Source organism: Modicisalibacter muralis (assembly GCF_900102945.1).
GTDB lineage: Bacteria > Pseudomonadota > Gammaproteobacteria > Pseudomonadales > Halomonadaceae > Modicisalibacter > Modicisalibacter muralis.
In genome coordinates this window covers 185,349-210,645 of sequence record NZ_FNGI01000004.1, presented here as the reverse complement: position 1 = coordinate 210,645, position 25,297 = coordinate 185,349, and the positions used below count along the sequence as shown (strand labels likewise).

Below are 25,297 nucleotides of genomic sequence, written 5' to 3'. Positions count from 1 at the left end.
ACCGTTATGAACGGGGCCGGGTGGCCAAAGCGCCCGGCCCTTTTTCGTTTTTACCCAACGCAGGCTGCATCCTTGGGTGCTCCTGCCTGGAGAATCCGACGTGGACGTCACTTTCCAGTTCGACTGGCAGGCCGCCATCGACTCCATTCCCTTCCTGCTCGAAGGGATCCCCTGGACCCTGCTTATCTCCTTCGGTGGCCTGGCCATCGGCTTCGTGATCGGCATCGTCTTCGGCCTGCTACGCATCAACCCGGTACGCCTGCTGCGCTGGCCGGCCATCGCCTATATCGAAATCTTCCGCGGCACGCCGGTGCTGGTGCAGGTGCTGTTCATCTTCTATGGCCTGCCACAGATTCTCGGCGGCCCGATCAACGCGCTAACCGCGGGGATCGCCGCCATCGCGCTCAATGCCGGCGCGTATATCTCCGAGATCGTGCGTGGTGGGGTACAGTCGATCGAAAAGGGTCAGCGCGAAGCCGGGCTCTCGCTTGGCCTGTCGCGCCCCCAGGCCTTTCGCTACATCATCTGGCCTCAGGCACTGCGCCGCATGATTCCGGCGCTCGGCAACCAGGGCATCGTCAGCATCAAGGATACCTCGCTGTTCTCGGTGATCGGGGTCGGCGAACTGGTCCGCCAGGGTCAGATCTATATCGCCACCACCTTCACCGCACTGGAGGTCTATTTCATGGTGGCAATGCTGTACCTGGTGATTACGCTGAGTCTCTCCTACGCCCTGCGCCTGCTCGAAAGCAGGGGTTTGGTCGGTCAGTAAAGGATCCAAGCAATGAACGACGAAACGCGCGAAGCCGCGCAAGAAACCGCTCAGCAGCCACCCATCGTACGCTTGGCGAAGGTCAATAAGCACTTCGGCAATCTGCATGTGCTGCAGGATATCGATCTCGAAGTGGTGCCCGGCGAGGTCGTCGTGATCGTCGGCGCCAGCGGCTCGGGCAAATCGACGCTGATTCGCTGCGTCAACGGCCTCGAGGAGTTCCAGAGCGGTAATATCGAAGTCGACGGCAACGAGCTATTGCCCTACGGCAAGAGCGGCAAATCGCTGCAGACCATTCGCACCGAAGTCGGCATGGTGTTTCAGCAGTTCAACCTGTTTCCCCACTTATCGGTGCTCGACAACGTCACCCTGGCACCCATCAAGGTACGCGGCTGGCCACGCGACAAGGCGCTGCAAACGGCCCACAAGCTGCTTGAGCGGGTCGGCATACAGGATCAGGCGGCCAAGCATCCCGGCCAGCTCTCGGGCGGTCAGCAGCAACGCGTGGCGCTGGCACGCGCTCTGGCCATGGAGCCGCGGCTGATGCTATTCGACGAGCCGACCTCGGCGCTGGATCCCGAGATGATCGGCGAGGTGCTGGATGCCATGCGCACGCTCGCCAATGACGGCATGACGATGATGATCGTCACTCACGAAATGGGCTTCGCTCGCGAGGTCGCCGACCGGGTGATCTACATCCATGGCGGCCAGATCGTCGAGCAGGGCCCACCCCATGAGGTTCTCGACAACCCGCAAAACGAGCGCACGCAATCCTTCCTGTCACGCGTGCTCAAGCACTAGATTCCGCTACGAGTTCTCCGTCTATCGCAACGCAAGGATCCGCCCATCGAGGCGGATTCTTGCGTTGTTAGGCGCCGATTCTTCGCCGCACGGCTTTGCATGAGCGCGGAATGACCCTTCACGTGGGTCTTTTGGGTCTGTGGATAAAATTTCTCGCTAGACACCGATATCTCATCGCCAACCCGCCGGGGCTGGACTTTTCAGCAATATCGGGCGAGCTGTTGACTAACCTGCTCACAGAGTCGGTAGCCAGCGGTGGATAAGCTTGGCATGATTCGGCATGTGCACAACGAGTCATTCGGTCCACAGCAAGCCCAGCGGATGTACGCAGCAACCCGACCGCTTTTACAATGTTTTATCAACATTTCAACTCCATGAAAAATATAAAAATAAACCGCTTACCCACTGAAAGTGTCCACACTAGTAGTTACAACCACAACAGAACTTCTTTCTTTTTATACTTATTTTAATAACTAAGGGACGACTCCCTTGGACGGTGAAACCCGCATGTGGAAAACCCCTGACGGTTACCCACAGGGACGTTATACTGGGCGGCTTGATTTCAGCTCACCGAAATAACCGCGCGCCACGGGCGCAAGTCGAGGTACATCGTGGATTACCCCAACCGCTTTGACGTTATCGTCATAGGCGGGGGCCATGCGGGAACGGAAGCCGCACTGGCCGCCGCTCGCATGGGCTGCCAAACGCTGTTGCTGACGCATAACATCGAGACCCTCGGCCAGATGTCCTGTAATCCCGCGATCGGCGGGATCGGCAAGAGCCATCTGGTCAAGGAGATCGATGCGCTGGGCGGCGCCATGGCGCTGGCCACCGACCAGGGCGGCATCCAGTTTCGCGTGCTCAATGCCCGCAAGGGCCCGGCGGTACGCGCGACGCGTGCCCAGGCCGATCGCGTGCGCTACAAGGCAGCCATTCGCGCCATGCTGGAAAGCCAGCCCAATCTGACGCTGTTCCAACAGGGCGTCGACGATCTGATCGTCGATGGCGACACCGTGCGTGGCGCGATCACCCAGACCGGTATCCGCTTTCATGGCGAAACGGTGGTGCTGTGTACCGGCACCTTCCTCGGTGGCGTGATGCATATCGGGCTCGATAATCACGCCGGCGGGCGGGCCGGCGATCCACCGGCCAACGCCCTGGCGCAACGCCTGCGTGCATTGCCGTTCCGGGTCGATCGACTGAAGACCGGCACGCCGCCGCGCCTCGATGCCAAGAGCATCGATTTTGCGAACCTCGAGGAACAGCCCGGCGATTCCCCCACGCCGGTGATGTCCTATCTCGGCTCGCGCAACGACCATCCGCGTCAGGTGAGTTGTCATATCGCGCATACCAATGAGCGCACTCACGAGATCATTCTCGCCAATCTCGATCGTTCGCCGATGTATTCCGGCGTGATCGAAGGCGTGGGGCCGCGCTATTGCCCATCGATCGAGGACAAGGTCCACCGTTTCGCCGACAAGACCAGCCACCAGATATTCATCGAACCGGAAGGCCTCGATACCTTCGAGCTGTATCCCAACGGCATTTCGACCTCGCTGCCGTTCGATATCCAGCTACGCGTGGTGCGTTCGATCGCTGGCCTGGAGAACGCGCACATTACCCGGCCGGGTTATGCCATCGAGTACGATTTCTTCGATCCGCGCGATCTCAAGCACTCGTTGGAAACCAAATTTATCCACAACCTGTTCTTTGCCGGACAGATCAACGGCACTACCGGCTACGAGGAAGCCGGCGCCCAGGGCTTGCTTGCCGGCCTCAATGCCGCGCGGCGCGCACGCGGCGAACAAAGCTGGTGCCCGCGCCGCGACGAGGCCTACCTCGGCGTGCTGGTCGACGATTTGATCACCCTCGGTACCCAGGAGCCGTATCGCATGTTCACCTCGCGTGCCGAGTACCGGCTGCTGCTGCGCGAGGACAACGCCGATTTGCGCCTGACCCAGAGCGGGCGCCGTCTGGGGCTGGTCGATGACGCCCGCTGGGCCGCTTTCGAGACCAAGCGCGAGGCGATCGAGCGCGAGAGCGCTCGGCTGAGCGATACCTGGATACAACCGCAATCCGCCGAGGCCCAACGACTCGCGGCCAAGCTGCCCAAGCCGCTGAGTCGTGAATACAACCTGCTCGAACTGCTCAGGCGCCCCGAGCTCGGTTACGCCGATCTGGCCGACCTGAAGGGCGAGCCGGTCGATGACGAAGCGGTGGCCGAACAGGTCCAGATTCGCGCCAAGTATCAGGGCTACATCGAGCGTCAGCAGGGTGAAATCGACAAGCTCAAGCGTCACGAAGCCACGCCACTGCCGGCCGATCTCGATTATCAGCGGGTCGAGGGGCTGTCCAACGAGATCCGCCAGAAGCTAAGTGCCGCGCGTCCCGAGACGCTGGCCCAGGCCGGGCGGATTTCCGGTGTCACGCCGGCGGCAGTGTCGATCCTGTTGATTCACCTCAAGAAGCGTCGCCTGCTCGATGACCAGCGCGCGGTGAATGCATGACGTCAAGCCACGAGCGGCGCCTCGACAGTGGGCTCGCCGAGCTGGGCATCGATGTCGACGCACGCCAGCGCGAACGGTTGTTGGCGTTGCTCACGTTGTTGCACAAGTGGAATCGCGCCTATAACCTCACCGCGATACGTTCGCCCGACGAGATGGTGACCAGGCACCTGCTCGACAGCGCCTCGGTGCTATCCGCCATACGTGGGCCGCGATTGCTGGATGTCGGCGCCGGCCCGGGTTTTCCCGGTCTGGTGCTGGCTATCATGAAGCCCGAGCTGGCGGTGTCGTTGCTCGACAGCAATGGCAAGAAAGTGCGTTTTCAACGCCAGGCGATACTCGAACTGGGGCTGGCCAACGTCACCCCGCTACAGCAGCGCGTGGAGCGCTTCGCCGCGCCGGCATTCGATCAGGTGATATCGCGCGCCTTCGCCAGCTTGGGCGATTTCGTTATGCTGACCGAGCATTTGCTGGCCGAAGGCGGTGAATGGCTGGCGATGAAGGGCCCAGCCTGCGAGGATGAACTGGCCGGGTTGCCGCCAACGGTGATGTTAGTGGAGCGCCGCGCACTCGAGGTGCCCGGCGACGAGGCAAGCCGCCACTTGCTGCGGCTACAGCGCGTGGGTTAGATCAACCGCCGGGATCATTGTCGAGAAGGGAGTCGCTCGTGACCAAGATCATCGCCTTGACCAACCAGAAGGGGGGCGTCGGCAAGACCACCACCGCGGTCAATCTGGCGGCCTGCATGGCGGCGCTGGACCGCCGCGTGCTGCTGGTCGACCTCGACCCCCAGGGCCACGCCACCATGGGCAGTGGCATCGACAAGCACGAGCTCGACGGCAGCGTGCTCGAGGTGCTGCTCGGCGAGAAACGCGCCGCCGAGGTGATTCTCGACTGCCCCGACGCCGGTTATGCCTTGCTGCCGGGTAACGCCGACCTGACTGCCGCCGAGGTCGATCTGCTCGACCGTGACGGTCGCGAACGTTGCCTGCATGCTGCCATCAGCGGCGTCGCCAGCGAGTACGACGTAGTGCTGATCGATTGCCCGCCGTCGCTCAACATGCTGACCGTCAACGGCTTGACCGCCGCCGATGGCGTACTGATTCCGCTGCAATGCGAGTTTTATGCCCTCGAAGGGCTATCCGCGCTGCTCGACACCGTCGAACAGATTCAGGCCAGCGTGAACCCCTCGCTGCAGGTCTTCGGCATCGTGCGCACGATGTTCGACAATCGCAACAGCCTGACTCGCGATGTCAGCAAGCAACTGCGCGATTATTTCGGCGATACCCTGCTCAAGACCGCCATCCCGCGTAACGTGCGGGTCGCCGAGGCACCCAGCCACGGCTTGCCGGTGACCAAATACGCACGCTTCTCGCGAGGTAGCCAGGCCCACCGGGTGCTGGCCAAGGAACTGATCCGTCGCTTGTCGCTATGATTCCGGGAAATGCCTGAGGGAATATCCATGACCCGTAACAAACGTGCCCTGGGCCGCGGCCTGGATGCCCTGATCGGCGCCGGAGCTCGCCGCCGCGAAATGCTCGATGTCGATGGCCAGGTCGACGTCACCCTGTCTGCGGAAGACGAGGGCGTCGACCGGCAGGCCAGCGAGCGTCTCGTGCGGTTGTCGCTCGGCCAGTTGGCACGTGGCAAGTTTCAGCCGCGCCGCGATATCCAACCCGAAGCGCTCGAGGAACTGACCGACTCGATTCGTACCCACGGCATCATGCAGCCCATCGTGGTGCGTCCGGTGGGCGAGGATCGCTACGAGATCATCGCCGGCGAGCGGCGCTGGCGCGCGGCGCAACTGGCCGAACTCGACGTCATCCCGGCGGTGGTGCGCGATGTCGACGACCAGACCGCGCTGGCCCTGGCGCTGATCGAGAATATCCAGCGCGAGAATCTCAACCCGGTCGAAGAAGCCATGGCCCTCAAGCGCCTGCTCGACGAGTTCGAACTGACCCAACAGCAAGTCGCCGACGCGGTGGGCAAGTCGCGTGCCCAGGTCGCCAATCTGCTGCGCCTGCTATCGCTCGACCCCGAGGTGCAAACGCTGCTCGAGCGTGGCGATCTCGACATGGGACATGCTCGGGCGCTGCTGGCGTTGTCCGGTGCCCGCCAGCGCCAGGCTGCGCACGAGGTGGTCAACAAGGATCTCACCGTGCGCCAGACCGAGGCGCTGGTGAAGCAACTGCAAGCCGGCAAGCCGGCCGACAAGACCCCGGCCAAACCCTCGGCCGATGTCGCGCGTCTGGAAAGCCAGCTGGGCGAACTGCTTGGCGCGCCGGTGCGCATCGTACACGGGCGTAGCGGCAAGGGCCGTGTGACCATCGGCTATTCCAGCCTCGACGAGCTCGACGGAATCCTCACGCATATCCGCTGATTCCCGCGCCAGCAAGGATGTGAGCCCGCACGTGGTTAGCCGGCTGATATCTATCTCTTTGTTTAGCACGTTAATGTTTGTTGCACGCAGATCGTTGCGCTTTGGTCGTAAGATGACAATAGTTCGCGCTAAATCGGTGCGGGTCCGGTTGAACGCGCAGCGGTGCTTCCCTATAATCCGCCGAGGTTCGTTTGGGTGTAACGTCGAATGGGACAACGCCAACGGCAATACGACAGGATATTCTGGCAAGGGCGCCCTTATGCAGACGCGCTTGTTGAGGACCGGGAGGCATGATCCAGAATTCACTACCGGCCCAGCTCAAGCGCCCTCGGTTTTCGCGCCTGTTATTGGCCCAGGCGACCAGCGTACTCGTGATAGTGGTACTGGCCGGCGTACTCGGCGGTAGGGGGGCTGCCCTATCGGCATTGTTGGGTGGTCTGGTGTGTTGGCTGCCCAATGCTTATTTCGCCTGGCGCGCCTTCCGTTATCAGGGAGCGCGGCTGGCCAGCGACATCGTCAAGAGTTTCTATCGTGCCGAAGCGGGCAAGTTCGGTTTGACGGCGGCATTGTTCACCCTGGTGTTCGTGACAGTGCCGCCTTCAAACCCCGCTTTCTTCTTTGGCGCTTACGTGGCGACGTTGTTCACGCAGTGGCTGGGGCCCTGGCTGCTGCGCGGACCGTCGCACACCTGATATCGAGGCAGTGCAATGGCAGTCAGTAATCCGACTCCGACGGAGTATATCCAGCACCACCTGCAAAATCTGACCTTCGGACTGCACCCGGAGCATGGCTGGTCGATGGCGCACTCCGCCGAGCAAGCCGCCGAGATGGGCTTCTGGGCCATTCACCTCGACACCATGGGCTGGTCGATCGCTCTCGGTGTGCTGTTCCTGTTCGTGTTCCGCAAGGCGGCCAAGGCCGCCAGCACCGGCGTCCCAGGCGGTTTGCAGAACTTCGTCGAGTTGATGGTCGAATTCGTCGACAACTCGGTGAAGGAAACCTTCCACGGCAAGAGCAAATTGATCGCGCCGCTGTCGTTGACGATCTTCTGCTGGATCTTCCTGATGAACCTGATGGATCTGGTGCCGGTGGATGTCTTGCCGATGCTGGCCCAGAAGATCGCCGTATTGTTCGGCGCCGATCCGGCGCACGTCTATTTCAAGGTGGTGCCGACCACCGATGTCAACGCCACCCTGGGCATGTCGCTATCGGTGTTCGCGTTGATGATCTTCTATGCGATTCGCTCCAAAGGGCTCTCGGGCTTCATCGGCGAGTTGACCCTGCATCCGTTCAATACCCCCAACAACAAGCTGGTGCAGGCGCTGCTGATCCCCGTCAACTTCCTGCTCGAGGTGGTGACGCTGCTCGCCCGCCCGATTTCGCTGGCCTTGCGACTGTTCGGCAACATGTATGCCGGCGAGTTGATCTTCATCCTGATTGCTCTGCTCGGGCTGTGGCAGCTACCGCTGCACTTCCCCTGGGCGGTGTTCCATATCCTGATCGTCGTATTGCAGGCCTTCATTTTCATGATGCTCACCATCGTCTACATGAGTCTGGCGATCGAAGAGCATTGATCCTGGTAATCCATTAACCCTTAACCCGCTAAACCACTCGACTGAAACTGGAGTAAATCATGGAAGCACAAGTTCTGGGCATGACCGCCATCGCCGTGTCTCTGCTGATCGGTCTGGGCGCACTGGGCACCGCCATCGGCTTCGGTATCCTGGGCGGCAAGTTCCTGGAAGGCGCCGCGCGTCAGCCGGAAATGATTCCGCAGCTGCAGGTGAAAATGTTCATCGTCGCCGGTCTGCTCGACGCCGTGACCATGATCGGTGTCGGTATTGCGCTGTTCTTCACCTTCGCCAATCCGTTTGTCGGTTAACTCGCGGTCGGTCGTCATGACCCACCGTGAATGTAACCCCAAACCTGTGAAGCGAGAGGTGCTGGCGTGAATCTGAACCTAACCCTAATCGGTCAGGCCATCGCCTTCGCGGTCTTCGTCTGGTTTTGTATGAAGTACGTATGGCCTCCGGTCATGCAGGCTCTGCAGGAACGCCAGAAGAAGATCGCCGATGGCCTGGACGCTGCCAGCCGTGCCAACCGCGACCTCGAAGTGGCCCAGGAGCAGGCCAACGAGACGTTGCGCGAGAGCAAGGAACAGGCAGCGGAAATCCTTGAGCAAGCCCATAAGCGGTCGAACCAGATGATCGAGGAGGCGCGCGACAATGCCCGCCAGGAAGGCGAACGCATGATTGCCAACGCCCGAACCGAGATCGAGCAGGAAGTCAACCGCGCGAAGGAAGAGCTGCGTGCCCAGGTATCGCGACTCGCCATCGAGGGTGCGGAGCGGATCCTGGAATCCTCCATCGACGAGGCCAAGCATCGCGAACTCGTCGACAAACTCGCGGCCGAGCTTTGAGGAGGTGACCCATGGCTGAAACGTCTACCGTCGCCCGACCCTACGCCAAGGCGGCGTTCGAGTTCGCGCACGCCCAGGGAGCGCTAGAGGCCTGGTCCGGCATGTTGGCGTCGGCGGCGCAGGTCGCCGATGACGAGGCCATGCGTGCCGATGTGCTGGGCAACCCCCGGTTGTCCAGCGCCGCGAAAACCGACCTGTTCATCGATGTCTGCGGTGAGGCATTGGGCGAAGAAGGCCGCAACTTCCTTTATGCCCTTGGTCAGAAAAACCGCCTAGCGGCGCTGCCGGCCATCGCCGAGCAATTCGAGCTGCTCAAGGCCCAGCAGGAAAAGCGCATGGACGTGACCATCGTCTCCGCCTATCCGCTGGACGCCAAGCAGGAAGACACGCTCGCGAGTGCCCTGGCCAAGCGCCTGAACCGCGAAATCTCCATTACCACTCAGGTGGACAGCGCCCTGTTGGGTGGCGTCATCCTGCGTGCCGGCGACACCGTCATCGACGGTTCGGTACGCGGTCGATTGGCCCGCCTACACGACGCGCTCTCCGTCCGAGTCTGAGGGACATGGCATGCAGCAACTGAATCCTTCCGAGATCAGCGACATCATCAAGCAGCGTATCGAGAAGCTGGATGTCGCATCCGAGGCCCGCAATCAGGGCACCATCGTCAGCGTCTCCGACGGCATCGTGCAGATCCACGGCCTGGCCGATGCGATGTTCGGTGAGATGATCGAATTTCCGGGCAGCATCTTCGGCATGGTGCTCAACCTCGAGCGCGACAGCGTCGGTACCGTGGTACTCGGCGACTATCAGGAACTCGAGGAGGGCATGACCGCCCAGTGTACCGGGCGCATCCTCGAAGTGCCGGTGGGTCCCGAGCTGATTGGCCGCGTGGTCGACGCCCTCGGCATGCCCATCGACGGCAAGGGCGAGATCGACGCCAAGATGACCGATCCGGTCGAGAAGGTCGCGCCGGGCGTCATCACGCGCCAGTCCGTCGACCAACCGATCCAGACCGGCCTCAAATCGATCGACGCCATGGTGCCGATCGGTCGCGGCCAGCGCGAGTTGATCATCGGCGACCGCCAGATCGGCAAATCGGCGATCGCGATCGACACGATCATCAACCAGAAAGGCAAGGGCGTCACCTGTATCTACGTCGCGGTGGGCCAGAAGCAATCGACCATCGCCAACGTGGTGCGCAAGCTCGAAGAACACGGCGCCATGGAACATACCATCGTGGTTGCCGCCGGTGCCTCCGACCCCGCCGCCATGCAGTTCCTGGCGCCGTACGCCGGTTGTTCGATGGGCGAATACTTCCGCGACCGCGGCGAAGACGCGCTGATCGTCTACGACGATCTGACCAAGCAGGCCTGGGCCTATCGTCAGATCTCGCTGCTGCTCAAGCGTCCGCCGGGCCGTGAAGCCTATCCGGGCGACGTCTTCTATCTGCACTCGCGTCTGCTCGAGCGCGCCGCGCGCGTCAATGTCGACTACGTCGAGAAGTTCACCGATGGCAAGGTCACCGGCAAGACCGGCTCGCTGACCGCGCTGCCATTGATCGAGACTCAGGGCGGCGACGTCTCGGCGTTCGTGCCGACCAACGTGATCTCGATCACCGACGGTCAGATCTTCCTCGAGACCAGCCTGTTCAACTCCGGCATTCGCCCGGCGATCAACGCCGGCTTGTCGGTGTCGCGGGTGGGTGGTTCGGCGCAGACCAAGGTCATCAAGAAACTGGGTGGCGGCGTGCGTCTGGCGCTGGCCCAGTACCGCGAACTGGCGGCGTTCTCGCAGTTCGCTTCCGATCTGGACGAAGCGACTCGCAAGCAGCTCGAGCACGGACAACGCGTTACCGAGCTGATGAAGCAGAAGCAGTACTCGCCGATGTCCGTGGCCGAGATGGCGATTTCGCTGTTCGCCGCCAACGAAGGCTTTCTGGACGATATCGACGTCAACAAGGTACTCGACTTCGAGACGGCCCTGCATGATTACATGCGCGCCGAGCATGGCGAGCTGCTCGACAAGATCAACCAGAAAGGCGACTACGACGACGAGATCAAAGACGGTCTCAAGTCGGGCGTCGAGAAATTCAAGGCCACTCAGACCTGGTAAATCCCATGGGCCCGCCGAGTCGGGCCCGTGAATTTCCCCGAGGGCCACGAATAAGGTAGATCGCGATGGCAGCTGCAAAAGAGATTCGCACCCAGATCGGGAGCATCAAGAATACGCAGAAGATCACCAGCGCCATGGAAATGGTCGCTGCATCGAAGATGCGTAAGGCACAGGACCGGATGACGGCCAGCCAGCCCTATGCCCGGCAGATCCGCAAGGTCGTGGGGCATATCGCCAAGGCCAACCCCGAGTATCGCCACGACTATATGATCGAGCGTGAGGTCGAGCGTGTCGGTTATATCGTCGTTTCCAGCGACCGGGGCCTGGCCGGCGGCTTGAACGTCAACCTGTTCAAGGCGGTGGTCAAGGACGCCAAGCAGTGGCGCGACAAGGGCGTCGAGGTCGATTTCGTGGCTATCGGGAGCAAGGCCGGGGCCTTCTTCCGCAACTACGGCGGCAACCTGCTGGCGGCCAAGAGCGGCCTCGGCGAAGCGCCCGAGGCCAAGGATCTGATCGGTAGCGTCAAGGTGATGCTGGACGCCTTCGATGAAGGCGATTTGGATCGGCTGTACGTGGTGAACAACGAGTTCGTCAACACCATGACCCAGAAGCCGACCGTGCGTCAGCTGATACCCCTGGTCGCTCCCCCCAAGGATGACGACGACGAACAAGCCCGTCCCGCAAGCTGGGACTACCTGTATGAGCCGGACGCCAAGGCCCTGCTCGACAAGCTGCTGGTGCGCTATGTCGAATCGCAGGTGTACCAGGCGGTCGTCGAAAATGCGGCCTGCGAGCAGGCGGCGCGCATGATCGCGATGAAGAGTGCGACCGACAACGCCGGCGACCTGATCGACGATTTGCAACTGGTGTACAACAAGGCGCGTCAGGCGTCGATTACCCAGGAAATTTCCGAGATCGTAAGTGGTGCCGCCGCGGTGTAAGCGCCGGTGAGGCTAAGCAGGTTTCATTTGCAGGTTAAGAGGAACCAAGATGAGCGGACGTATCGTACAAATCATCGGCGCGGTGATTGACGTAGAGTTTCCGCGGGACGAAGTGCCCAAGGTCTACGACGCGCTGAACGTTTCGGACTCCGGAACCGTTCTGGAAGTCCAGCAGCAGCTGGGCGACGGCGTGGTGAGAACCATCGCCATGGGCTCCACCGAAGGCTTGAAGCGTAGCCTGGCGGTCGAGAACAGCGGTGCCGCGATTTCCGTGCCGGTGGGCAAGGAGACGCTAGGTCGGATCATGAACGTACTCGGCGAGCCGATCGACGAAGCGGGCGAAATCGGCGAGCAGGAACGTATGCCGATCCACCGCAAGGCACCGAGCTATGCCGAGCAGGCGGCTTCCAACGAATTGCTGGAAACCGGCATCAAGGTCATCGACCTGGTGTGTCCGTTCGCCAAGGGCGGCAAGGTTGGCCTGTTCGGCGGCGCCGGGGTCGGCAAGACCGTCAACATGATGGAGCTGATCCGTAACATCGCCACCGAGCACAGCGGTTATTCGGTGTTCGCCGGCGTCGGCGAGCGGACCCGCGAGGGTAACGACTTCTACTATGAAATGCAGGAGTCCAACGTTCTCGACAAGGTGTCGCTGGTCTACGGGCAGATGAACGAGCCGCCCGGCAACCGTTTGCGCGTGGCGCTGACCGGTTTGACCGTCGCCGAGAAGTTCCGCGACGAAGGCCGCGACGTGCTGTTGTTCGTCGACAACATCTACCGCTACACCCTGGCCGGTACCGAAGTCTCGGCGTTGCTGGGTCGCATGCCGTCGGCGGTGGGTTATCAGCCGACGCTGGCCGAGGAGATGGGCGTACTGCAGGAACGCATCACCTCGACCAAGACCGGCTCGATCACCTCCGTGCAGGCGGTCTATGTGCCCGCTGACGACTTGACCGACCCATCGCCGGCGACCACCTTCGCCCACCTCGACGCCACCGTGGTATTGGCGCGTTCGATCGCCGAACTGGGCATCTACCCGGCCATCGATCCGCTCGACTCCACCTCGCGTCAGCTCGATCCGCTGGTGGTCGGCGATGAGCACTACGCGACCGCGCGTGGCGTACAGAACGTGTTGCAGCGTTACAAGGAGCTCAAGGACATCATCGCGATCCTGGGCATGGACGAGCTGTCGGACGAAGACAAGCTGTCGGTCAACCGGGCGCGTAAGATCCAGCGCTTCCTGTCGCAGCCGTTCTTCGTCGCCGAGGTCTTCACCGGTTCGCCGGGCAAGTACGTGTCGCTCAAGGACACCATTCGCGGTTTCCAGGGCATCTTGGACGGCGATTACGACGAGCTGCCGGAACAGGCCTTCTACATGGTTGGCACCATCGACGAGGCGGTCGAAAAAGCCAACAACATGAAGTAAGGCCGTCAGAGGACTAGAGCTATGGCGAACAGTTTCCAATGCGAGATCGTAAGCGCCGAGCAGTCGATCTTCTCCGGTGAGATCGAGCAGATCGTCGCCGCCGGGGTCGAGGGCGACCTGGGCATTCTGCCCGGTCACACGCCGCTGATGACCGAGCTTGCGCCGGGTCCGTTGCGGATTATCCGTAACGATGGCGCGGAAGAGGAAATCTACTACGTTACCGGTGGTTTCCTCGAAGTGCAGCCGGATCTGGTGTCGGTACTCGCCGATACCGCCGTGCGCGCTCACGATCTCGACGAGGCACAGGCGGAAGAAGCGCGCAAGGAAGCCCTGAAGTCGCTCAATGAGCAGCAGTCCGATCTGGACTATACTCGGGCCACGGCGGAACTCGCCGAGGCGGTGGCCAAATTGCGTACGCTGGATCAGTTGCGGCGGATGAGCGGCAGGCGCTGAACCGGTCACGCTCAGGTGCTAGTAGGTAGCATGCCCCGTGGACATAAATCCACGGGGCATTTTTCATGACACCGATTGTGATGATAGTCATGTCTGGCCGCTTCGCTGGCTGAGTGGTGGCTGGTGCAAAGCGCCGAGCTGTCGAGCGAGCATTGGTGCCAGCGCCCGGTGCGCTTTAGAATGGGCGATCGATACAAGGACGAGGAGTGACGATGACGCTCGATGTAGTGATTCTGGCGGCGGGCCAGGGAACGAGGATGCGTTCGGCCCGGCCGAAGGTGCTACATACGCTGGCTGGCAAGCCGATGATTCGCCATGTGATCGACACGGCCGCCGGCCTTGGCGCCGAGCGCCTGCATGTGGTGATCGGCTATGGCGCCGACCAGGTGCGCGATAGCCTGACGAGTCCGGCGAACGATGGGCTGCGCTTCGTGGTGCAGGCCGAGCAGAAGGGTACCGGGCATGCCGTGGCCCAGGCGCTGGACGGGCTCGGTGATGGCAAGGTACTGGTACTGTATGGCGATGTGCCGCTGATTCGCCGCGAGACCCTGGCGAGCCTGCTCGACGAGGTCGACGAGGCGCGCATGGGCCTGCTGACCGTGACCCTGGCCGATCCCAATGGCTATGGTCGCATCAAGCGCGACGCCGAAGGGCGCGCCATGGCGATCGTCGAGCACAAGGACGCCAATGATGCCGAGCGTGCCATCGACGAATGCAATACCGGCATCATGGCGATGACCGCCGCGCAACTGCGACGCTGGCTACCCCGGCTATCCGCCGACAACGCCCAGGGTGAATATTATCTCACCGATGTGATCGCCATGGCCGCCGCCGAGGGCACCGCCATTGCCACCGCCCAGCCGGCTGCGCCAGTGGAGGTCGAGGGCATCAACAATCGCCTGCAACTGGCCCGGCTCGAGCGTGCCTATCAGCATGGCGAAGCCGAGCGTCTGATGGGTGAGGGCGTGGCGCTGGCCGATCCGGCGCGCTTCGATGTGCGTGGCAGCCTGCGCTGCGGTTGCGATGTCGAGATCGATGTCGGCTGTGTCTTCGAGGGCGAGGTCGAGCTCGGCGACGGCGTGCGGGTGGGGCCTTACTGCGTGATTCGCGGCAGCCGCATCGGGCCGGGCAGCGTGATCGAGGCGCACAGCGTACTCGATGGCGCGGTGCTCGACGGCGACAGCCAGGTCGGGCCCTTTGCCCGGCTGCGCCCGGGTACGCATCTGGCGCGGCGTGCCAAGGTCGGCAACTTCGTCGAGACCAAGAACGCCGAGGTCGGCGAAGGTGCCAAGATCAACCATCTCAGCTACGTCGGCGACGCGCGTCTGGGTCGCGAGGTCAATGTCGGTGCCGGCACCATCACCTGCAATTACGATGGCGCCAACAAGCACCGCACCGTGATCGGCGACGCGGCTTTCATCGGTTCCAATACCGCGCTGGTAGCGCCGGTGCAGGTAGGCGAGGGTGCCACCATCGGCGCCGGCTCCACCATCAGCAAGGATGTCGAGGCCGGCGCCTTGGCCGTGGCGCGTGGGCGCCAGGTCAGCAAGGCCGATTGGCCGCGTCCGCAAAAATTGCCCAAGCAGGATCACTGAGGAGACGCAAGATGTGTGGAATCGTCGGGGCAGTCGCCGAACGTAACGTCCAGGGAATCCTGCTCGAAGGGCTCAAGCGCCTCGAGTACCGCGGCTACGATTCGGCCGGCATGGTGGTGTTGTCCGAGGATGCACGCCTCAATCGTCAGCGCGCGGCGGGTAAGGTCGCCGCCCTGCAGGACAAGCTCGACGCGGCGCCGCTGGTCGGCCAGCTGGGCATCGCGCATACCCGCTGGGCGACGCATGGTCGGCCCAATGAGCAGAACGCCCATCCTCATCAGTCCGGCGAGAGCCTGGCGGTGGTGCACAATGGCATCATCGAGAACCATGAGGCGCTCAAGGCCGAACTGGAAGGCCAGGGTTACGTGTTCACCTCGGATACCGATACCGAGGTCGTCGCGCATCTGCTGGCTCGCGAGTTCAATCGTAGTCAGGACCTGCTCACGGCGCTGCAGACCGCGGTGGCGACGCTCGACGGCGCCTATGCCCTGGCGGTGATGCACAAGGCCCAGCCGGACATCATCGTCGGCGCGCGCAAGGGCAGCCCGCTGGTGGTCGGCGTGGGGGTCGAGGAAGCCTTCCTGGCCTCCGATCCGCTGGCGCTTTTGCAGGTCACCGACCGCTTCATCTATCTGCACGAAGGCGACGTGGCGCGCCTGACCAAGGGCGGCACGATCGCCATTTACGATGCCGCCGGCGAGTTGCAGGAGCGCCCGGTGCAGGTCTTCGAGCACGGCGACGGCGCGGCTTCCAAGGATGGCTACCGCCACTTCATGCTCAAGGAGATCTATGAGCAGCCGCAGGTGATCGCAGCGACCCTGGAAGGGCGCCTGACCGACCGCCATGTACTGGTCAAGAGCTTCGGCATCGAGGCCGAAGCACTCTTCAAGCAGGCCAGCCAGATTCATATCATTGCCTGCGGCACCAGCTACCATGCCGGCATGGTGGCGCGTTACTGGCTGGAGAAGTACGCCGGCGTGCCGACCCAGGTCGAAGTCGCCTCGGAGTATCGTTATCGCCAGGTGGTGGTTCCCGAAGGCACCTTATTCGTCACCCTGTCGCAGTCTGGCGAGACCGCCGATACCTTGGCGGCGCTGCGCTTTGCAAGGGAACGCGGCTATATCGGCAGCCTGGCGATCTGTAACGTGCCTGGCAGTTCGCTGGTTCGCGAATCCGATCTGACGTTGATGACCCAGGCCGGGCCCGAGATCGGCGTGGCCTCGACCAAGGCCTTCACCACCCAGCTGGTGGCATTGATGCTGCTGACGCTGAGCCTTGGCCGCATGCGTGGCATGGACGAAACGTGCCAGGCACGCATCGTCCAGGCGCTGCGTACCCTGCCCGGCATGATCGGCCAGGTGCTGGCGCTCGATAGCGAGATCGAGGCGTTGTCGATGGCCTTCGCCGAGAAGCATCATGCGCTGTTTCTGGGACGTGGCGCGCATTTCCCGATCGCGCTGGAGGGCGCGCTGAAGCTCAAGGAAATTTCCTACATTCACGCCGAGGCCTATCCCGCCGGCGAGCTCAAGCACGGGCCGCTGGCGCTGGTCGACAGCGAAATGCCGGTGATTTCCGTCGCCCCCAACGACGAGTTGCTCGAGAAGCTCAAATCCAACCTTCAGGAAGTCCGCGCGCGTGGCGGCGAGCTTTATGTGTTCGCCGACGAGCAGGTACGCCTGGAGGAGGCCGAAGGGGTGCGCGTGCTGCGCCTGCCGCATATCGACGAGGCACTGGCGCCGATCCTGTATACCTTGCCGTTGCAGTTGCTGTCCTATCACGTCGCCGTGCTCAAGGGCACCGATGTCGACCAACCACGCAACCTGGCCAAGTCGGTCACCGTCGAATAAGCACTTGGCGCCACTCCACCTGGGCCTGGCGATGTGGGCCAATGGCGACTGGCGTGGCGGGCTGTATGCCCGCCACACGCCTGCGGAGGCTTTTCTCGAAGAGTATGCGCGGGTCTTCTCCAGTGTCGAAGGCAATACCACCTTCTACAGTGGCGCGCCCAAGGCGGAGACCGTCGCTGCCTGGGCACGCCAGGCGCCCGCGCACTTTCGCTTCTGCTTCAAATTGCCGGCACGACTGACCCACGACAAACGGCTGGTTGATATTGCCGACGAATTCGACGACTTCATTTCCCGCTTGGCACCGCTGCACGATCGTCTGGGACCGATGATGATTCAGTTACCACGTGATTTCGGCTCTGCCGAGTTGCCTCGATTGGCGCAACTACTCGAACGCTGGCCACGCAACATCCCCTGCGCGGTCGAGGTGCGAGACAGTGAATTCTTCCAAAAAGGGCTCGCCGAGCAACAACTCAACCGCTTGTTGATAACTCATGGCGTGGATCGCGTAATGCTCGATGTCAGGCCGCTGTTTTCGACATCGGCGGGCGACGATCGACGCTTGATCAAGGCGCAGGGCGAAAAGCCGAAACGCCCGTTACACGTGATTTCCACGGCAAATCATCCCATCGTGCGTTTCATCGGCCATCTCGATGGCGAGCTCAACGCCCGCTATTTCGAACCTTGGATAGAGCGTCTCAAGCTGTGGATAAAACAGGGGAAAACCCCTTTTCTATTTGTGCATACCCCGGACAATCGCCAGGCTCCCCAACTCGCCAGGCGGCTCTATGAACGCTTGGCGACGGGCGATGATTTTCCATCACTCGACGCCTTTCCGGGTGAGTGCCAAGCCTCGCTGTTTTAGGCCTGTTGGAAAACATGGCGTCAAGGCTGGCCTTTGACGCTTTCATCGGATAGTTTTATCGCCAATTTATGCCATGGCGGCGTTTTTTTCTGCAAAGCGGCCACCCTTACTGTTTCCCGGTTGCCTGGGTACCGATACCCTTGGTGTGTCGTGTGATCCGCGACCCGCGAAGGTGGCATAACAAGGACAAGGCGTCATCGCATCCGATCGATCGGTGACGACACGGATACACAGGTGAATCATGACTAAACAACATCATGCGCAATGGTCGTCGAGACTGACCTTCATTCTGGCCGCGGTGGGTTCCTCCGTCGGCCTGGGCAATATCTGGAAGTTCCCCTACATGACCGGGGAGAGCGGGGGCGGCGCCTTCGTACTCATCTACCTGTTGTGTATCTTGCTGGTGGGCATCCCGATCCTGATGTCCGAGTGGCTGCTCGGACGCATCGGGCAGCGCAATCCGATTTCGACGATGTCATCGCTTACCACCCGCCTCAAGCGCAGCCCGGCCTGGGTGTTGATCGGCGTGTTCGGCATTCTCGGCGCCTACCTGATCCTGTCGTTCTACAGCGTGATCGGTGGCTGGGCGCTGGCCTATATCCAGTTGGGCGCGGTCAATACCTTCACCGGCCTCGAAAGCGAAGCGATCGGTGCGTTGTTCAGTGACATGCTGGCAAGCCCTCTACAACTGCTGCTGTGGCACAGTCTGTTCATGATCCTGACCATCGGCGTGGTGCTGGGTGGCGTCACCGGCGGCCTGGAACGGGCGACCAAGACGCTGATGCCGACCCTGGTGGTGCTGTTGATCGTGCTGGTGGGTTACGCCGCGACATCCGGCGCCTTCGCCGAAGGCGTTTCCTATCTGTTCACGCCCGATTTCTCCAAGCTCTCCAGCGATGGCGTGCTGGCGGCGATGGGGCATGCCTTCTTTACCCTGAGCCTGGGCATGGGGATCATGATCGCCTACGGTTCCTATCTGCCCAAGCACGTCAACATCGGGCGCAGCGCGATCATCGTGGTGCTGATGGACACGGCGATCGCATTGATGGCGGGGCTGGCGATCTTCCCGGTGGTATTCGCCAACGACTTGAGCCCGAGTTCCGGTCCGGGGCTGATCTTCCAGACGCTGCCGTTGGCATTTGGCCATATGCCGGGCGGCTGGTTCTTCGGCCTGCTGTTCTTCGTATTGCTGGTGTTCGCCGCCTGGACCTCGGCGATCTCGCTGCTGGAACCGATCGTCGAATGGTTCGAGGAAAAGACACCGTTGTCGCGGGTCGGTGCCACGCTGGTTGCCGGCGGCGCGACCTGGGCGTTGGGTATCGCCACCGTGCTGTCGTTCAATGTCTGGGCCGACGTGGCCCCGCTGGGGATATTCGCCAAGTTCGAGGGCATGACCATCTTCGCCCTGCTCGACTACTTCACCAGTAAGCTGATTCTGCCGCTGACCGGCCTGGCAACGGTGATCTTCGTCGGCTGGCGCATGAGCCGCGAGGAGGTGCGCGAGAACCTCAATATGGGCGAGATGGCGTTCAATCTATGGCGCTTCGCCGCGCGCTTCATCGCCCCGCTGGGGGTCGTCGCGGTGTTTATCGTCAGCCTGTAGGCTGATCGCTACTGGAGCGCATTGTCGTCGAAGTCGGCGATATTGCGCTCCAGTCGTTTAATCTCGCCGTGCATCTCGATGCCACGCCGGGCTCTGAGATAGCGCACGGCGGCGATTTTCTTGCGCGTTTCATGCTCGGCGACTTCAAGACCCAGGAAGATATCCAGGAGTTGGCGTTTCACAACGGTAAGCTGTTCGGCTTTGCGCATGAGCGACTCTCCTTGCATGACGAGCGGTATCGTTGCATCACTACATACTATAAACCAGTTGACAGAATCATGACGTTGACGGCTCGTCGACGCCCGGCTGCCGTTCATTGCCGGTCTTTGGCATACTAGCCGCTGGTCCATGACCTCTATTCCACGAACCGTCAGAGGAAGCCGCCGTGAGCCGTGCTCTATTCGATGAGATGCGACGTCGCATGGAGCTTTTCCGTCGCTCCGAGCAGAAAGTGGCGCGCTTCGTGCTGCGCAACCCCGAAGAAGTCATCCACATGCGCATCGTCGACCTGGCGACCGAAGCCAAGGTCAGCGAGCCGACGGTGGTGCGCTTCTGTCGCGCGCTGGGTTGCAACGGTTTTCAGGATTTCAAGCTGCGCCTGGCGCAGATGCTGGCCAGCGGCAGCCAGTTCGCGCAGTTCTCGATGAGTGACAGCGACAGCGTCGCGGAATTCTCGCACAGCATTTTCGATTCCACCGTCGGTACGCTGCTGTCGGTGCGTGACCGCCTCGACAACCAGGCGCTGGGCGAGGCGATCGATGCACTGGCCATGGCCAACCGTGTCGAGTTCTACGGTTTCGGCGCCTCCGGTGCGGTAGCCTTCGATGCCCAGCACAAGTTTTTCCGCTTGCAGATATCGACTTCCGCCTACGCCGACCTGCACATGCAGAACATGTCGGCGGCGACCCTCAAGGAAGGCGACGTGGTGGTGGCGATCTCGCAGACCGGCCGCACCCGCGCGCTGGTTGCCAGCGTGCGCATGGCGCGCGAGGCCGGCGCCACGGTGATCGGCCTGTGCCCCAACGGCTCGCCGCTGGCCGAAGAGGTGACGCTGCCGTTGTATATCGATGTCCCCGAAGACACCGAGATCTACACCCCGATGACGTCGCGTATTGCGCATCTGGTGCTGATCGACGTGCTGGCGGTGGGCGTGGCCAAGACCCGCGGGCCCAAGCTGGCCGAGCAGTTGAAGGCGGTGAAGCGGAGTCTGAATCCGCTGCGCTTCCCGGAGCCGGAATAGAAGCCGTAAGCTGGAAGAGCGCCGCTACGCGGCTTGAAGAGAAAACAGGGATTAAGGATTATTCTTGGCTTCTAGCTTCTAGCTTCTAGCTTCTAGCTTCTAGCTTCTAGCTTCTAGCTTCTAGCTTCTAGCTTCTAGCTTCTAGCTTCTAGCTTCTAGCTCGCCGCCGCAGGCGGCGGATATGCTAAGCTGGGCGTCCATTTCGACACGCCGATAGCCCGCTTTCATGGATGACGTTTCTCCTCTTCTCGACGATCTCAACCCGGCCCAGCGCGAGGCCGTCAGCGCGCCGCTGGGCAACATGCTGGTGCTGGCCGGCGCCGGCTCGGGCAAGACCCGGGTGCTGGTGCATCGCATCGCCTGGCTATTGCAGGTCGAGCAACTCTCGCCCTACGCGATTCTCGCCGTGACTTTCACCAACAAGGCGGCGCGCGAGATGCGTACTCGCCTCGAGGCGCTGCTGGGCTTGTCGTTGCGCAACATGTGGGTGGGTACCTTCCACTCTATCGCCCATCGCCTGTTGCGCACCCACTGGCAGGACGCGCGGCTGCCGCAGCACTTTCAGATCATCGACAGCGACGACCAGTTGCGCCTGGTCAAGCGGCTGTTGAAGGATCACCACATCGACGACGAGCGCTACCCACCGCGCCAGGTGCAGTACTTCATCTCCGGCTGCAAGGAAGAGGGCCTGCGTCCGCAGCAGGTACAGACCCATGGCGACGTCTACCTGGGCCAGATGGTCGAACTCTACGAGCACTACCAGCTGACCTGTGAGCGCGGCGGGTTGGTCGATTTCGGCGAGTTGCTGCTGCGCAGCCTGGAGCTGCTGCGTGACAATCCGCGTTTGCTGGCGCACTACCGCGAGCGTTTCGCCCACCTGCTGGTCGACGAGTTTCAGGATACCAACACCCTGCAGTACGCCTGGCTCAAGCTGCTCGCCGGAGATCGGGCCGGAATGACCGTGGTCGGCGACGACGACCAGTCGATCTATGGCTGGCGCGGCGCGCGGGTCGAGAACATCCGCCGCTTCGAGCAGGAGTTCGCCGGTACGCGCACCGTGCGCCTGGAGCAGAATTACCGCTCCACCAGCGCGATTCTCGATGCCGCCAATGCGTTGATCGACCATAACGCCGGGCGCATGGGCAAGGAGTTGTGGACCGCCGGCGCCAAGGGCGAGCCGATCTCGGTGTATGCCGGCTTCAACGACCTGGACGAAGCGCGTTTCATCGTCGATACCATCGGCGAGCGAGTCAGCGAGGGCCACACGCGGCGCGAAATCGCGATTCTCTATCGCTCCAACGCCCAGTCGCGGGTACTCGAGGAAACGCTGATCCGTCAGGGCGTGCCGTATCGTATCTACGGCGGCCAGCGCTTCTACGAGCGCCTCGAGATCAAGAACGCGCTGGCCTATTCGCGCCTGCTGCTCAATCGCGAAGACGACGCCTCGCTCGAGCGGGTGATCAACGTGCCGGCACGCGGCATCGGTACGCGCACCGTCGAGATCCTGCGCGACCGCGCGCGCCTGTCGAATGTCTCGCTGTGGCAGGCGCTGCACGACAGCCTCAGCGACGGCAGCCTCAAGGGCCGCGCCGCCAACGCCGTGCAGGCCTTCGCCAACCTGATCGAGCGTCTCGACAACGACACCGCCGGCATGGCGCTGCACGAGATCATCGCCCACGTTAACGAGGCCTCGGGGCTGATCGAGCACCACCGCAGTGAGAAGGGCGAAAAAGGCCAGGCGCGCGTCGAGAACCTCGAGGAACTGGTCAACGCGGCGCGGGCCTTCACCCAGGGTTCGGCCTTCGACGATCAGGAGGCCGGCGAGGGCGTCGCGGCGCTGGGGCTGTTTCTCTCCGAGGCGGCGCTCAATGCCGGCGATCACGAAGCCGACGAATTCGAGGATTGCGTGCAACTGATGACGCTGCACTCGGCCAAGGGCCTGGAGTTCCCGGTGGTATTCATCGCCGGCGTCGAGGAAGGGCTCTTCCCGCACAAGATGTCGATGGAAGAGCCGGGGCGCCTCGAGGAGGAGCGTCGGCTGTGCTACGTCGGCGTGACGCGGGCGATGCGCAAGCTCTACCTGAGCTACGCCGAGCTACGTCGCTTGCATGGCAAGGAGACCTTTCAGCGGCCATCGCGCTTCTTGCGCGAGCTACCCGAGGAATTGCTCGAAGAAGTGCGCCTGCGCGGCCAGATATCGCGCCCGATGACCGCCGCGCGCCCCACGCGTGGGCTTTCGATGCAAACCTCGGTGTCGCCCGGCAATGATGCGCCGTCACTCGCGCTGGGTCAGCGGGTCAGCCATCCGCTGTTCGGCGAGGGGGTGATTCTCAACGCCGAGGGCGAGGGCGAACGCGCCCGCGTGCAGGTCAGCTTCGAGGACGAGGGCGACAAGTGGCTGGTGCTGGGCTTCGCCAAGCTGACGCCGCTGTAACGCGAGCCCGGACGTTAGCCGGCGTTACATCGATTTCCCCAACGCCTAGCGTCTTGCCGGTCGATTCGGCAATCGCGCATACTGATGGACGAGCATAACAACAGCCAACAGGAGTCACGCCGCATGCAACGCCGCAAGTTTCTCACCGCGCTCGGCGCGGGTGCCGCCGGTGCCGTCGCCGCGCCCTTCATCTCCACGGCGCGCGCCCAGGAGACCATTCGCTGGAAGATGGTCACTTCCTGGCCGACCAATTTCCCCGGGCTGGGCACTGGTGCCAACGACCTTGCCAAGCGCATCAATGAGCTCTCCGGCGGTCGCATGGAGATCGAAGTGCTGGGTGCCGGCGAGATGGTGCCGGCGCTGGAGGTATTCGGCGCGGTATCCTCGGGTACCGCGCAAATGGGCCACTCGGCGTCCTATTATTGGCGCGGCAAGGCGCCGGCGGCGCAGTTCTTCACCGCCGTGCCGTTCGGCATGAACACTACCGAAACCAACGCTTGGTTGTACCAGGGCGATGGCATGAAGTTGTGGGACGAACTCTACGCCAAGCACAACCTGAAGCCCTTCGCGGTAGGTAATACCGGCACCCAGATGGCCGGCTGGTTCAAGAAGGAAATCAACTCGCTCGAGGACATGCAGGGCCTGAAGATCCGCTTGCCGGGTCTGGCCGGCGAGGTGATGGACCGTATCGGCGCCACCGCGCTCAACCTGCCCGGTGCGGAAATCTTCACCTCGATGCAGACCGGCGTGCTGGACGCCGCCGATTGGGTCGGCCCGTATAACGATCTGGCCTTCGGCCTGCATCAGGTGGCCAAGTACTACTACACCTCGGCATGGAACGAACCCAGCGCGGTGCTCGAAGGTACCGTCAACCTGGATGCCTGGAAGGAACTGCCCGACGATCTCAAGGCGGTGGTCGAGGAGGCGGCGCGTTCGGCCAATCTGGCGATGATCGGCGAGTTCACCTATCGCAACGCCCAGGCGCTGAAAACGCTGGTCGAGGATCATGGCGTGCAGTTACGTTCGCTGCCCGATGACGTGCTCAAGGCGCTCGCCAAGGCATCCGACGAGGTACTCAAGGAAGAGGCCGACAGCGACCCCGATTCGGCGAAGATCTACACGTCCTACCGCGATTTCCAGAAGCTGGTGAAGCGCTATACCGATGTCGGCGATTTCGCCTATCTGAAGACCCGCGAACTGGTGAGCTAATTGACGGCATAAGTGTCGTGCGAAAACGCGGCGAGCGATGGTAGTACAAGGCGGAAACTGGCGAAGATACGGAGTTTACACGCGTAAATGAGTACTCTGAGCCAGTTTCCAACGCAGTAATGCCGAGCGCAGGCAGTTTTCGGACACACTTACTCGGATGGCACGGCGCGGATGCGTCCATTGTCATCCAGCGCGACCATCACGAAGCGCGCCTCGGTGACCTTGTAGAGCTCATCGGGGTTGCGCTCGTGAGGGGGATGAATCCACACCTCGACATCGATCTTGATCGAGCTGTGACCGATCTCGCGGGCCACGGTGAAAATATTGACCACCGAGCCGACCCGCACCGGGCATAGAAAATCCATGGCCTCGATGGCGACCGTGGCGGTACGGCCATGGGCCAGGCGCCCGGCACACAGTTCGGCGGCCTGGTCCATCTGGTTGACCAGCCAGCCACCGGCGATATCGCCATAGGCATTGGTTTGCTGGCGGGAAGACAGCACTTTTAGCGTCAGATCGCCCTGCGGGGCGGGAACGTCGTCAAGGTCGGTCATGATCGGTTCACTTTCAAGGTTTGTTGTTATCGGGTCGGTTCGGGTGACAGTGGCGGCCATCTTAAACGTCAGCGTGGCCTGTCGGCCACTACCGATGCTAAACCGTCGAGCATAAACCGGCGAATACAAACTGACGGGGGAAGGC

At 62.1% G+C, this 25,297-nt stretch carries 24 protein-coding genes; 22 read left to right on the top strand and 2 right to left on the bottom strand.

Translation table 11 applies throughout. The features are described from left to right. Positions 1-100 precede the first annotated feature (100 nt). The 19 genes from BLR92_RS09540 (at position 101) to BLR92_RS09450 (ending at position 19,715) form a co-directional block, all read left to right on the top strand. Positions 101-772, top strand: coding sequence for an amino acid ABC transporter permease (locus tag BLR92_RS09540; protein WP_089727888.1), 672 nt, complete (start codon positions 101-103; stop codon positions 770-772). A gap of 12 nt (positions 773-784) precedes the next feature. Further along, a complete protein-coding gene (locus BLR92_RS09535; RefSeq protein ID WP_089727886.1) occupies positions 785-1,573 on the top strand; it encodes an amino acid ABC transporter ATP-binding protein in 789 nt (262 codons plus the stop codon). 611 nt (positions 1,574-2,184) lie between these two features. Beyond that, positions 2,185-4,080: a tRNA uridine-5-carboxymethylaminomethyl(34) synthesis enzyme MnmG gene (gene mnmG, locus BLR92_RS09530; RefSeq protein WP_089727884.1), complete on the top strand. Its 1,896-nt coding sequence runs from the start codon at positions 2,185-2,187 to the stop codon at positions 4,078-4,080. Beyond that, complete coding sequence (gene rsmG / locus BLR92_RS09525; RefSeq protein WP_089727882.1) at positions 4,077-4,706, top strand: 16S rRNA (guanine(527)-N(7))-methyltransferase RsmG; 630 nt, start codon at positions 4,077-4,079, stop codon at positions 4,704-4,706. Before mnmG ends, rsmG begins: the two co-directional genes overlap by 4 nt. 38 nt (positions 4,707-4,744) lie before the next feature. Continuing rightward, positions 4,745-5,512 carry a ParA family protein gene (locus BLR92_RS09520; protein WP_089727881.1) on the top strand — a complete coding sequence of 256 codons (768 nt, stop codon included), beginning with the start codon at positions 4,745-4,747 and terminating at the stop codon, positions 5,510-5,512. A 27-nt stretch (positions 5,513-5,539) separates the two neighbouring features. Continuing rightward, complete coding sequence (locus BLR92_RS09515) at positions 5,540-6,457, top strand: ParB/RepB/Spo0J family partition protein (protein WP_089727879.1); 918 nt, start codon at positions 5,540-5,542, stop codon at positions 6,455-6,457. 290 nt (positions 6,458-6,747) lie between these two features. Further along, complete coding sequence (locus BLR92_RS09510; protein WP_089727877.1) at positions 6,748-7,149, top strand: F0F1 ATP synthase subunit I; 402 nt, start codon at positions 6,748-6,750, stop codon at positions 7,147-7,149. A 15-nt stretch (positions 7,150-7,164) separates the two neighbouring features. Further along, on the top strand, positions 7,165-8,031 hold the full coding sequence (gene atpB, locus BLR92_RS09505; protein ID WP_089727875.1) for a F0F1 ATP synthase subunit A: 867 nt from the start codon (positions 7,165-7,167) through the stop codon (positions 8,029-8,031). 59 nt (positions 8,032-8,090) lie between these two features. Then, the gene (gene atpE, locus BLR92_RS09500; protein ID WP_011508579.1) at positions 8,091-8,339 is read left to right on the top strand and encodes a F0F1 ATP synthase subunit C; all 249 of its coding nucleotides are present in this window, start codon (positions 8,091-8,093) and stop codon (positions 8,337-8,339) included. A 66-nt stretch (positions 8,340-8,405) separates the two neighbouring features. Continuing rightward, positions 8,406-8,876, top strand: coding sequence for a F0F1 ATP synthase subunit B (locus BLR92_RS09495; RefSeq protein ID WP_089727873.1), 471 nt, complete (start codon positions 8,406-8,408; stop codon positions 8,874-8,876). Between the two features lie 11 nt (positions 8,877-8,887). After that, the gene (locus BLR92_RS09490) at positions 8,888-9,433 is read left to right on the top strand and encodes a F0F1 ATP synthase subunit delta (protein WP_089727871.1); all 546 of its coding nucleotides are present in this window, start codon (positions 8,888-8,890) and stop codon (positions 9,431-9,433) included. A gap of 10 nt (positions 9,434-9,443) precedes the next feature. Beyond that, complete coding sequence (gene atpA, locus BLR92_RS09485; RefSeq protein WP_089727869.1) at positions 9,444-10,988, top strand: F0F1 ATP synthase subunit alpha; 1,545 nt, start codon at positions 9,444-9,446, stop codon at positions 10,986-10,988. Between the two features lie 65 nt (positions 10,989-11,053). Further along, positions 11,054-11,929 carry a F0F1 ATP synthase subunit gamma gene (atpG, locus tag BLR92_RS09480; RefSeq protein WP_089727867.1) on the top strand — a complete coding sequence of 292 codons (876 nt, stop codon included), beginning with the start codon at positions 11,054-11,056 and terminating at the stop codon, positions 11,927-11,929. A 49-nt stretch (positions 11,930-11,978) separates the two neighbouring features. Further along, entirely contained in the window at positions 11,979-13,355 is a 1,377-nt protein-coding gene (atpD, locus tag BLR92_RS09475; RefSeq protein ID WP_089727865.1) for a F0F1 ATP synthase subunit beta, read from the top strand. A gap of 21 nt (positions 13,356-13,376) precedes the next feature. Beyond that, positions 13,377-13,808, top strand: a complete 432-nt coding sequence (locus BLR92_RS09470) for a F0F1 ATP synthase subunit epsilon (RefSeq protein WP_089727863.1) — start codon at positions 13,377-13,379, stop codon at positions 13,806-13,808. 212 nt (positions 13,809-14,020) lie between these two features. Beyond that, positions 14,021-15,403, top strand: coding sequence for a bifunctional UDP-N-acetylglucosamine diphosphorylase/glucosamine-1-phosphate N-acetyltransferase GlmU (gene glmU / locus BLR92_RS09465; protein ID WP_089727861.1), 1,383 nt, complete (start codon positions 14,021-14,023; stop codon positions 15,401-15,403). 11 nt (positions 15,404-15,414) lie between these two features. Then, complete coding sequence (gene glmS, locus BLR92_RS09460) at positions 15,415-17,250, top strand: glutamine--fructose-6-phosphate transaminase (isomerizing) (RefSeq protein WP_089727859.1); 1,836 nt, start codon at positions 15,415-15,417, stop codon at positions 17,248-17,250. Positions 17,251-17,281: 31 nt separating this feature from the next. Further along, positions 17,282-18,112 carry a DUF72 domain-containing protein gene (locus BLR92_RS09455; RefSeq protein WP_245704166.1) on the top strand — a complete coding sequence of 277 codons (831 nt, stop codon included), beginning with the start codon at positions 17,282-17,284 and terminating at the stop codon, positions 18,110-18,112. Positions 18,113-18,353: 241 nt separating this feature from the next. Further along, positions 18,354-19,715 (top strand): sodium-dependent transporter, encoded by a 1,362-nt coding sequence (locus BLR92_RS09450; protein WP_089727855.1) that lies wholly within the window; start codon positions 18,354-18,356, stop codon positions 19,713-19,715. Between the two features lie 8 nt (positions 19,716-19,723). On the opposite strand, the gene BLR92_RS09445 is transcribed toward BLR92_RS09450, so the two are convergent. Then, positions 19,724-19,924, bottom strand: a complete 201-nt coding sequence (locus tag BLR92_RS09445; RefSeq protein ID WP_089727852.1) for a PA3496 family putative envelope integrity protein — start codon at positions 19,922-19,924, stop codon at positions 19,724-19,726. A gap of 176 nt (positions 19,925-20,100) precedes the next feature. Between BLR92_RS09445 and hexR the strand changes: the two genes are divergently transcribed. The 3 genes from hexR to BLR92_RS09430 all read left to right on the top strand — a co-directional run bounded on the left by hexR (position 20,101) and on the right by BLR92_RS09430 (position 24,598). After that, positions 20,101-20,955 (top strand): transcriptional regulator HexR, encoded by an 855-nt coding sequence (gene hexR / locus BLR92_RS09440; protein ID WP_089727850.1) that lies wholly within the window; start codon positions 20,101-20,103, stop codon positions 20,953-20,955. A gap of 226 nt (positions 20,956-21,181) precedes the next feature. Beyond that, entirely contained in the window at positions 21,182-23,389 is a 2,208-nt protein-coding gene (gene uvrD / locus BLR92_RS09435; protein ID WP_089727848.1) for a DNA helicase II, read from the top strand. A 123-nt stretch (positions 23,390-23,512) separates the two neighbouring features. Continuing rightward, a complete protein-coding gene (locus BLR92_RS09430; protein WP_089727846.1) occupies positions 23,513-24,598 on the top strand; it encodes a TRAP transporter substrate-binding protein in 1,086 nt (361 codons plus the stop codon). A gap of 149 nt (positions 24,599-24,747) precedes the next feature. Here the strand turns inward: BLR92_RS09430 and BLR92_RS09425 are convergent, their stop codons facing one another. Continuing rightward, positions 24,748-25,152, bottom strand: coding sequence for an acyl-CoA thioesterase (locus tag BLR92_RS09425; RefSeq protein WP_089727844.1), 405 nt, complete (start codon positions 25,150-25,152; stop codon positions 24,748-24,750). Positions 25,153-25,297 lie beyond the last annotated feature (145 nt).

Bases quoted from the DNA above. Each gene is read 5' to 3' on its own strand.
- BLR92_RS09535 (WP_089727886.1), top strand. From the start codon at position 785: ATGAACGACGAAACGCGCGAAGCCGCGCAAGAAACCGCTCAGCAGCCA.
- rsmG (WP_089727882.1), top strand. From the start codon at position 4,077: ATGACGTCAAGCCACGAGCGGCGCCTCGACAGTGGGCTCGCCGAGCTG.
- BLR92_RS09515 (WP_089727879.1), top strand. From the start codon at position 5,540: ATGACCCGTAACAAACGTGCCCTGGGCCGCGGCCTGGATGCCCTGATC.
- BLR92_RS09510 (WP_089727877.1), top strand. From the start codon at position 6,748: ATGATCCAGAATTCACTACCGGCCCAGCTCAAGCGCCCTCGGTTTTCG.
- atpB (WP_089727875.1), top strand. From the start codon at position 7,165: ATGGCAGTCAGTAATCCGACTCCGACGGAGTATATCCAGCACCACCTG.
- atpE (WP_011508579.1), top strand. From the start codon at position 8,091: ATGGAAGCACAAGTTCTGGGCATGACCGCCATCGCCGTGTCTCTGCTG.
- BLR92_RS09490 (WP_089727871.1), top strand. From the start codon at position 8,888: ATGGCTGAAACGTCTACCGTCGCCCGACCCTACGCCAAGGCGGCGTTC.
- atpA (WP_089727869.1), top strand. From the start codon at position 9,444: ATGCAGCAACTGAATCCTTCCGAGATCAGCGACATCATCAAGCAGCGT.
- atpG (WP_089727867.1), top strand. From the start codon at position 11,054: ATGGCAGCTGCAAAAGAGATTCGCACCCAGATCGGGAGCATCAAGAAT.
- atpD (WP_089727865.1), top strand. From the start codon at position 11,979: ATGAGCGGACGTATCGTACAAATCATCGGCGCGGTGATTGACGTAGAG.
- BLR92_RS09470 (WP_089727863.1), top strand. From the start codon at position 13,377: ATGGCGAACAGTTTCCAATGCGAGATCGTAAGCGCCGAGCAGTCGATC.
- glmU (WP_089727861.1), top strand. From the start codon at position 14,021: ATGACGCTCGATGTAGTGATTCTGGCGGCGGGCCAGGGAACGAGGATG.
- glmS (WP_089727859.1), top strand. From the start codon at position 15,415: ATGTGTGGAATCGTCGGGGCAGTCGCCGAACGTAACGTCCAGGGAATC.
- BLR92_RS09455 (WP_245704166.1), top strand. From the start codon at position 17,282: ATGTGGGCCAATGGCGACTGGCGTGGCGGGCTGTATGCCCGCCACACG.
- BLR92_RS09450 (WP_089727855.1), top strand. From the start codon at position 18,354: ATGACTAAACAACATCATGCGCAATGGTCGTCGAGACTGACCTTCATT.
- BLR92_RS09445 (WP_089727852.1), bottom strand. From the start codon at position 19,924: ATGCGCAAAGCCGAACAGCTTACCGTTGTGAAACGCCAACTCCTGGAT.
- uvrD (WP_089727848.1), top strand. From the start codon at position 21,182: ATGGATGACGTTTCTCCTCTTCTCGACGATCTCAACCCGGCCCAGCGC.
- BLR92_RS09430 (WP_089727846.1), top strand. From the start codon at position 23,513: ATGCAACGCCGCAAGTTTCTCACCGCGCTCGGCGCGGGTGCCGCCGGT.
- BLR92_RS09425 (WP_089727844.1), bottom strand. From the start codon at position 25,152: ATGACCGACCTTGACGACGTTCCCGCCCCGCAGGGCGATCTGACGCTA.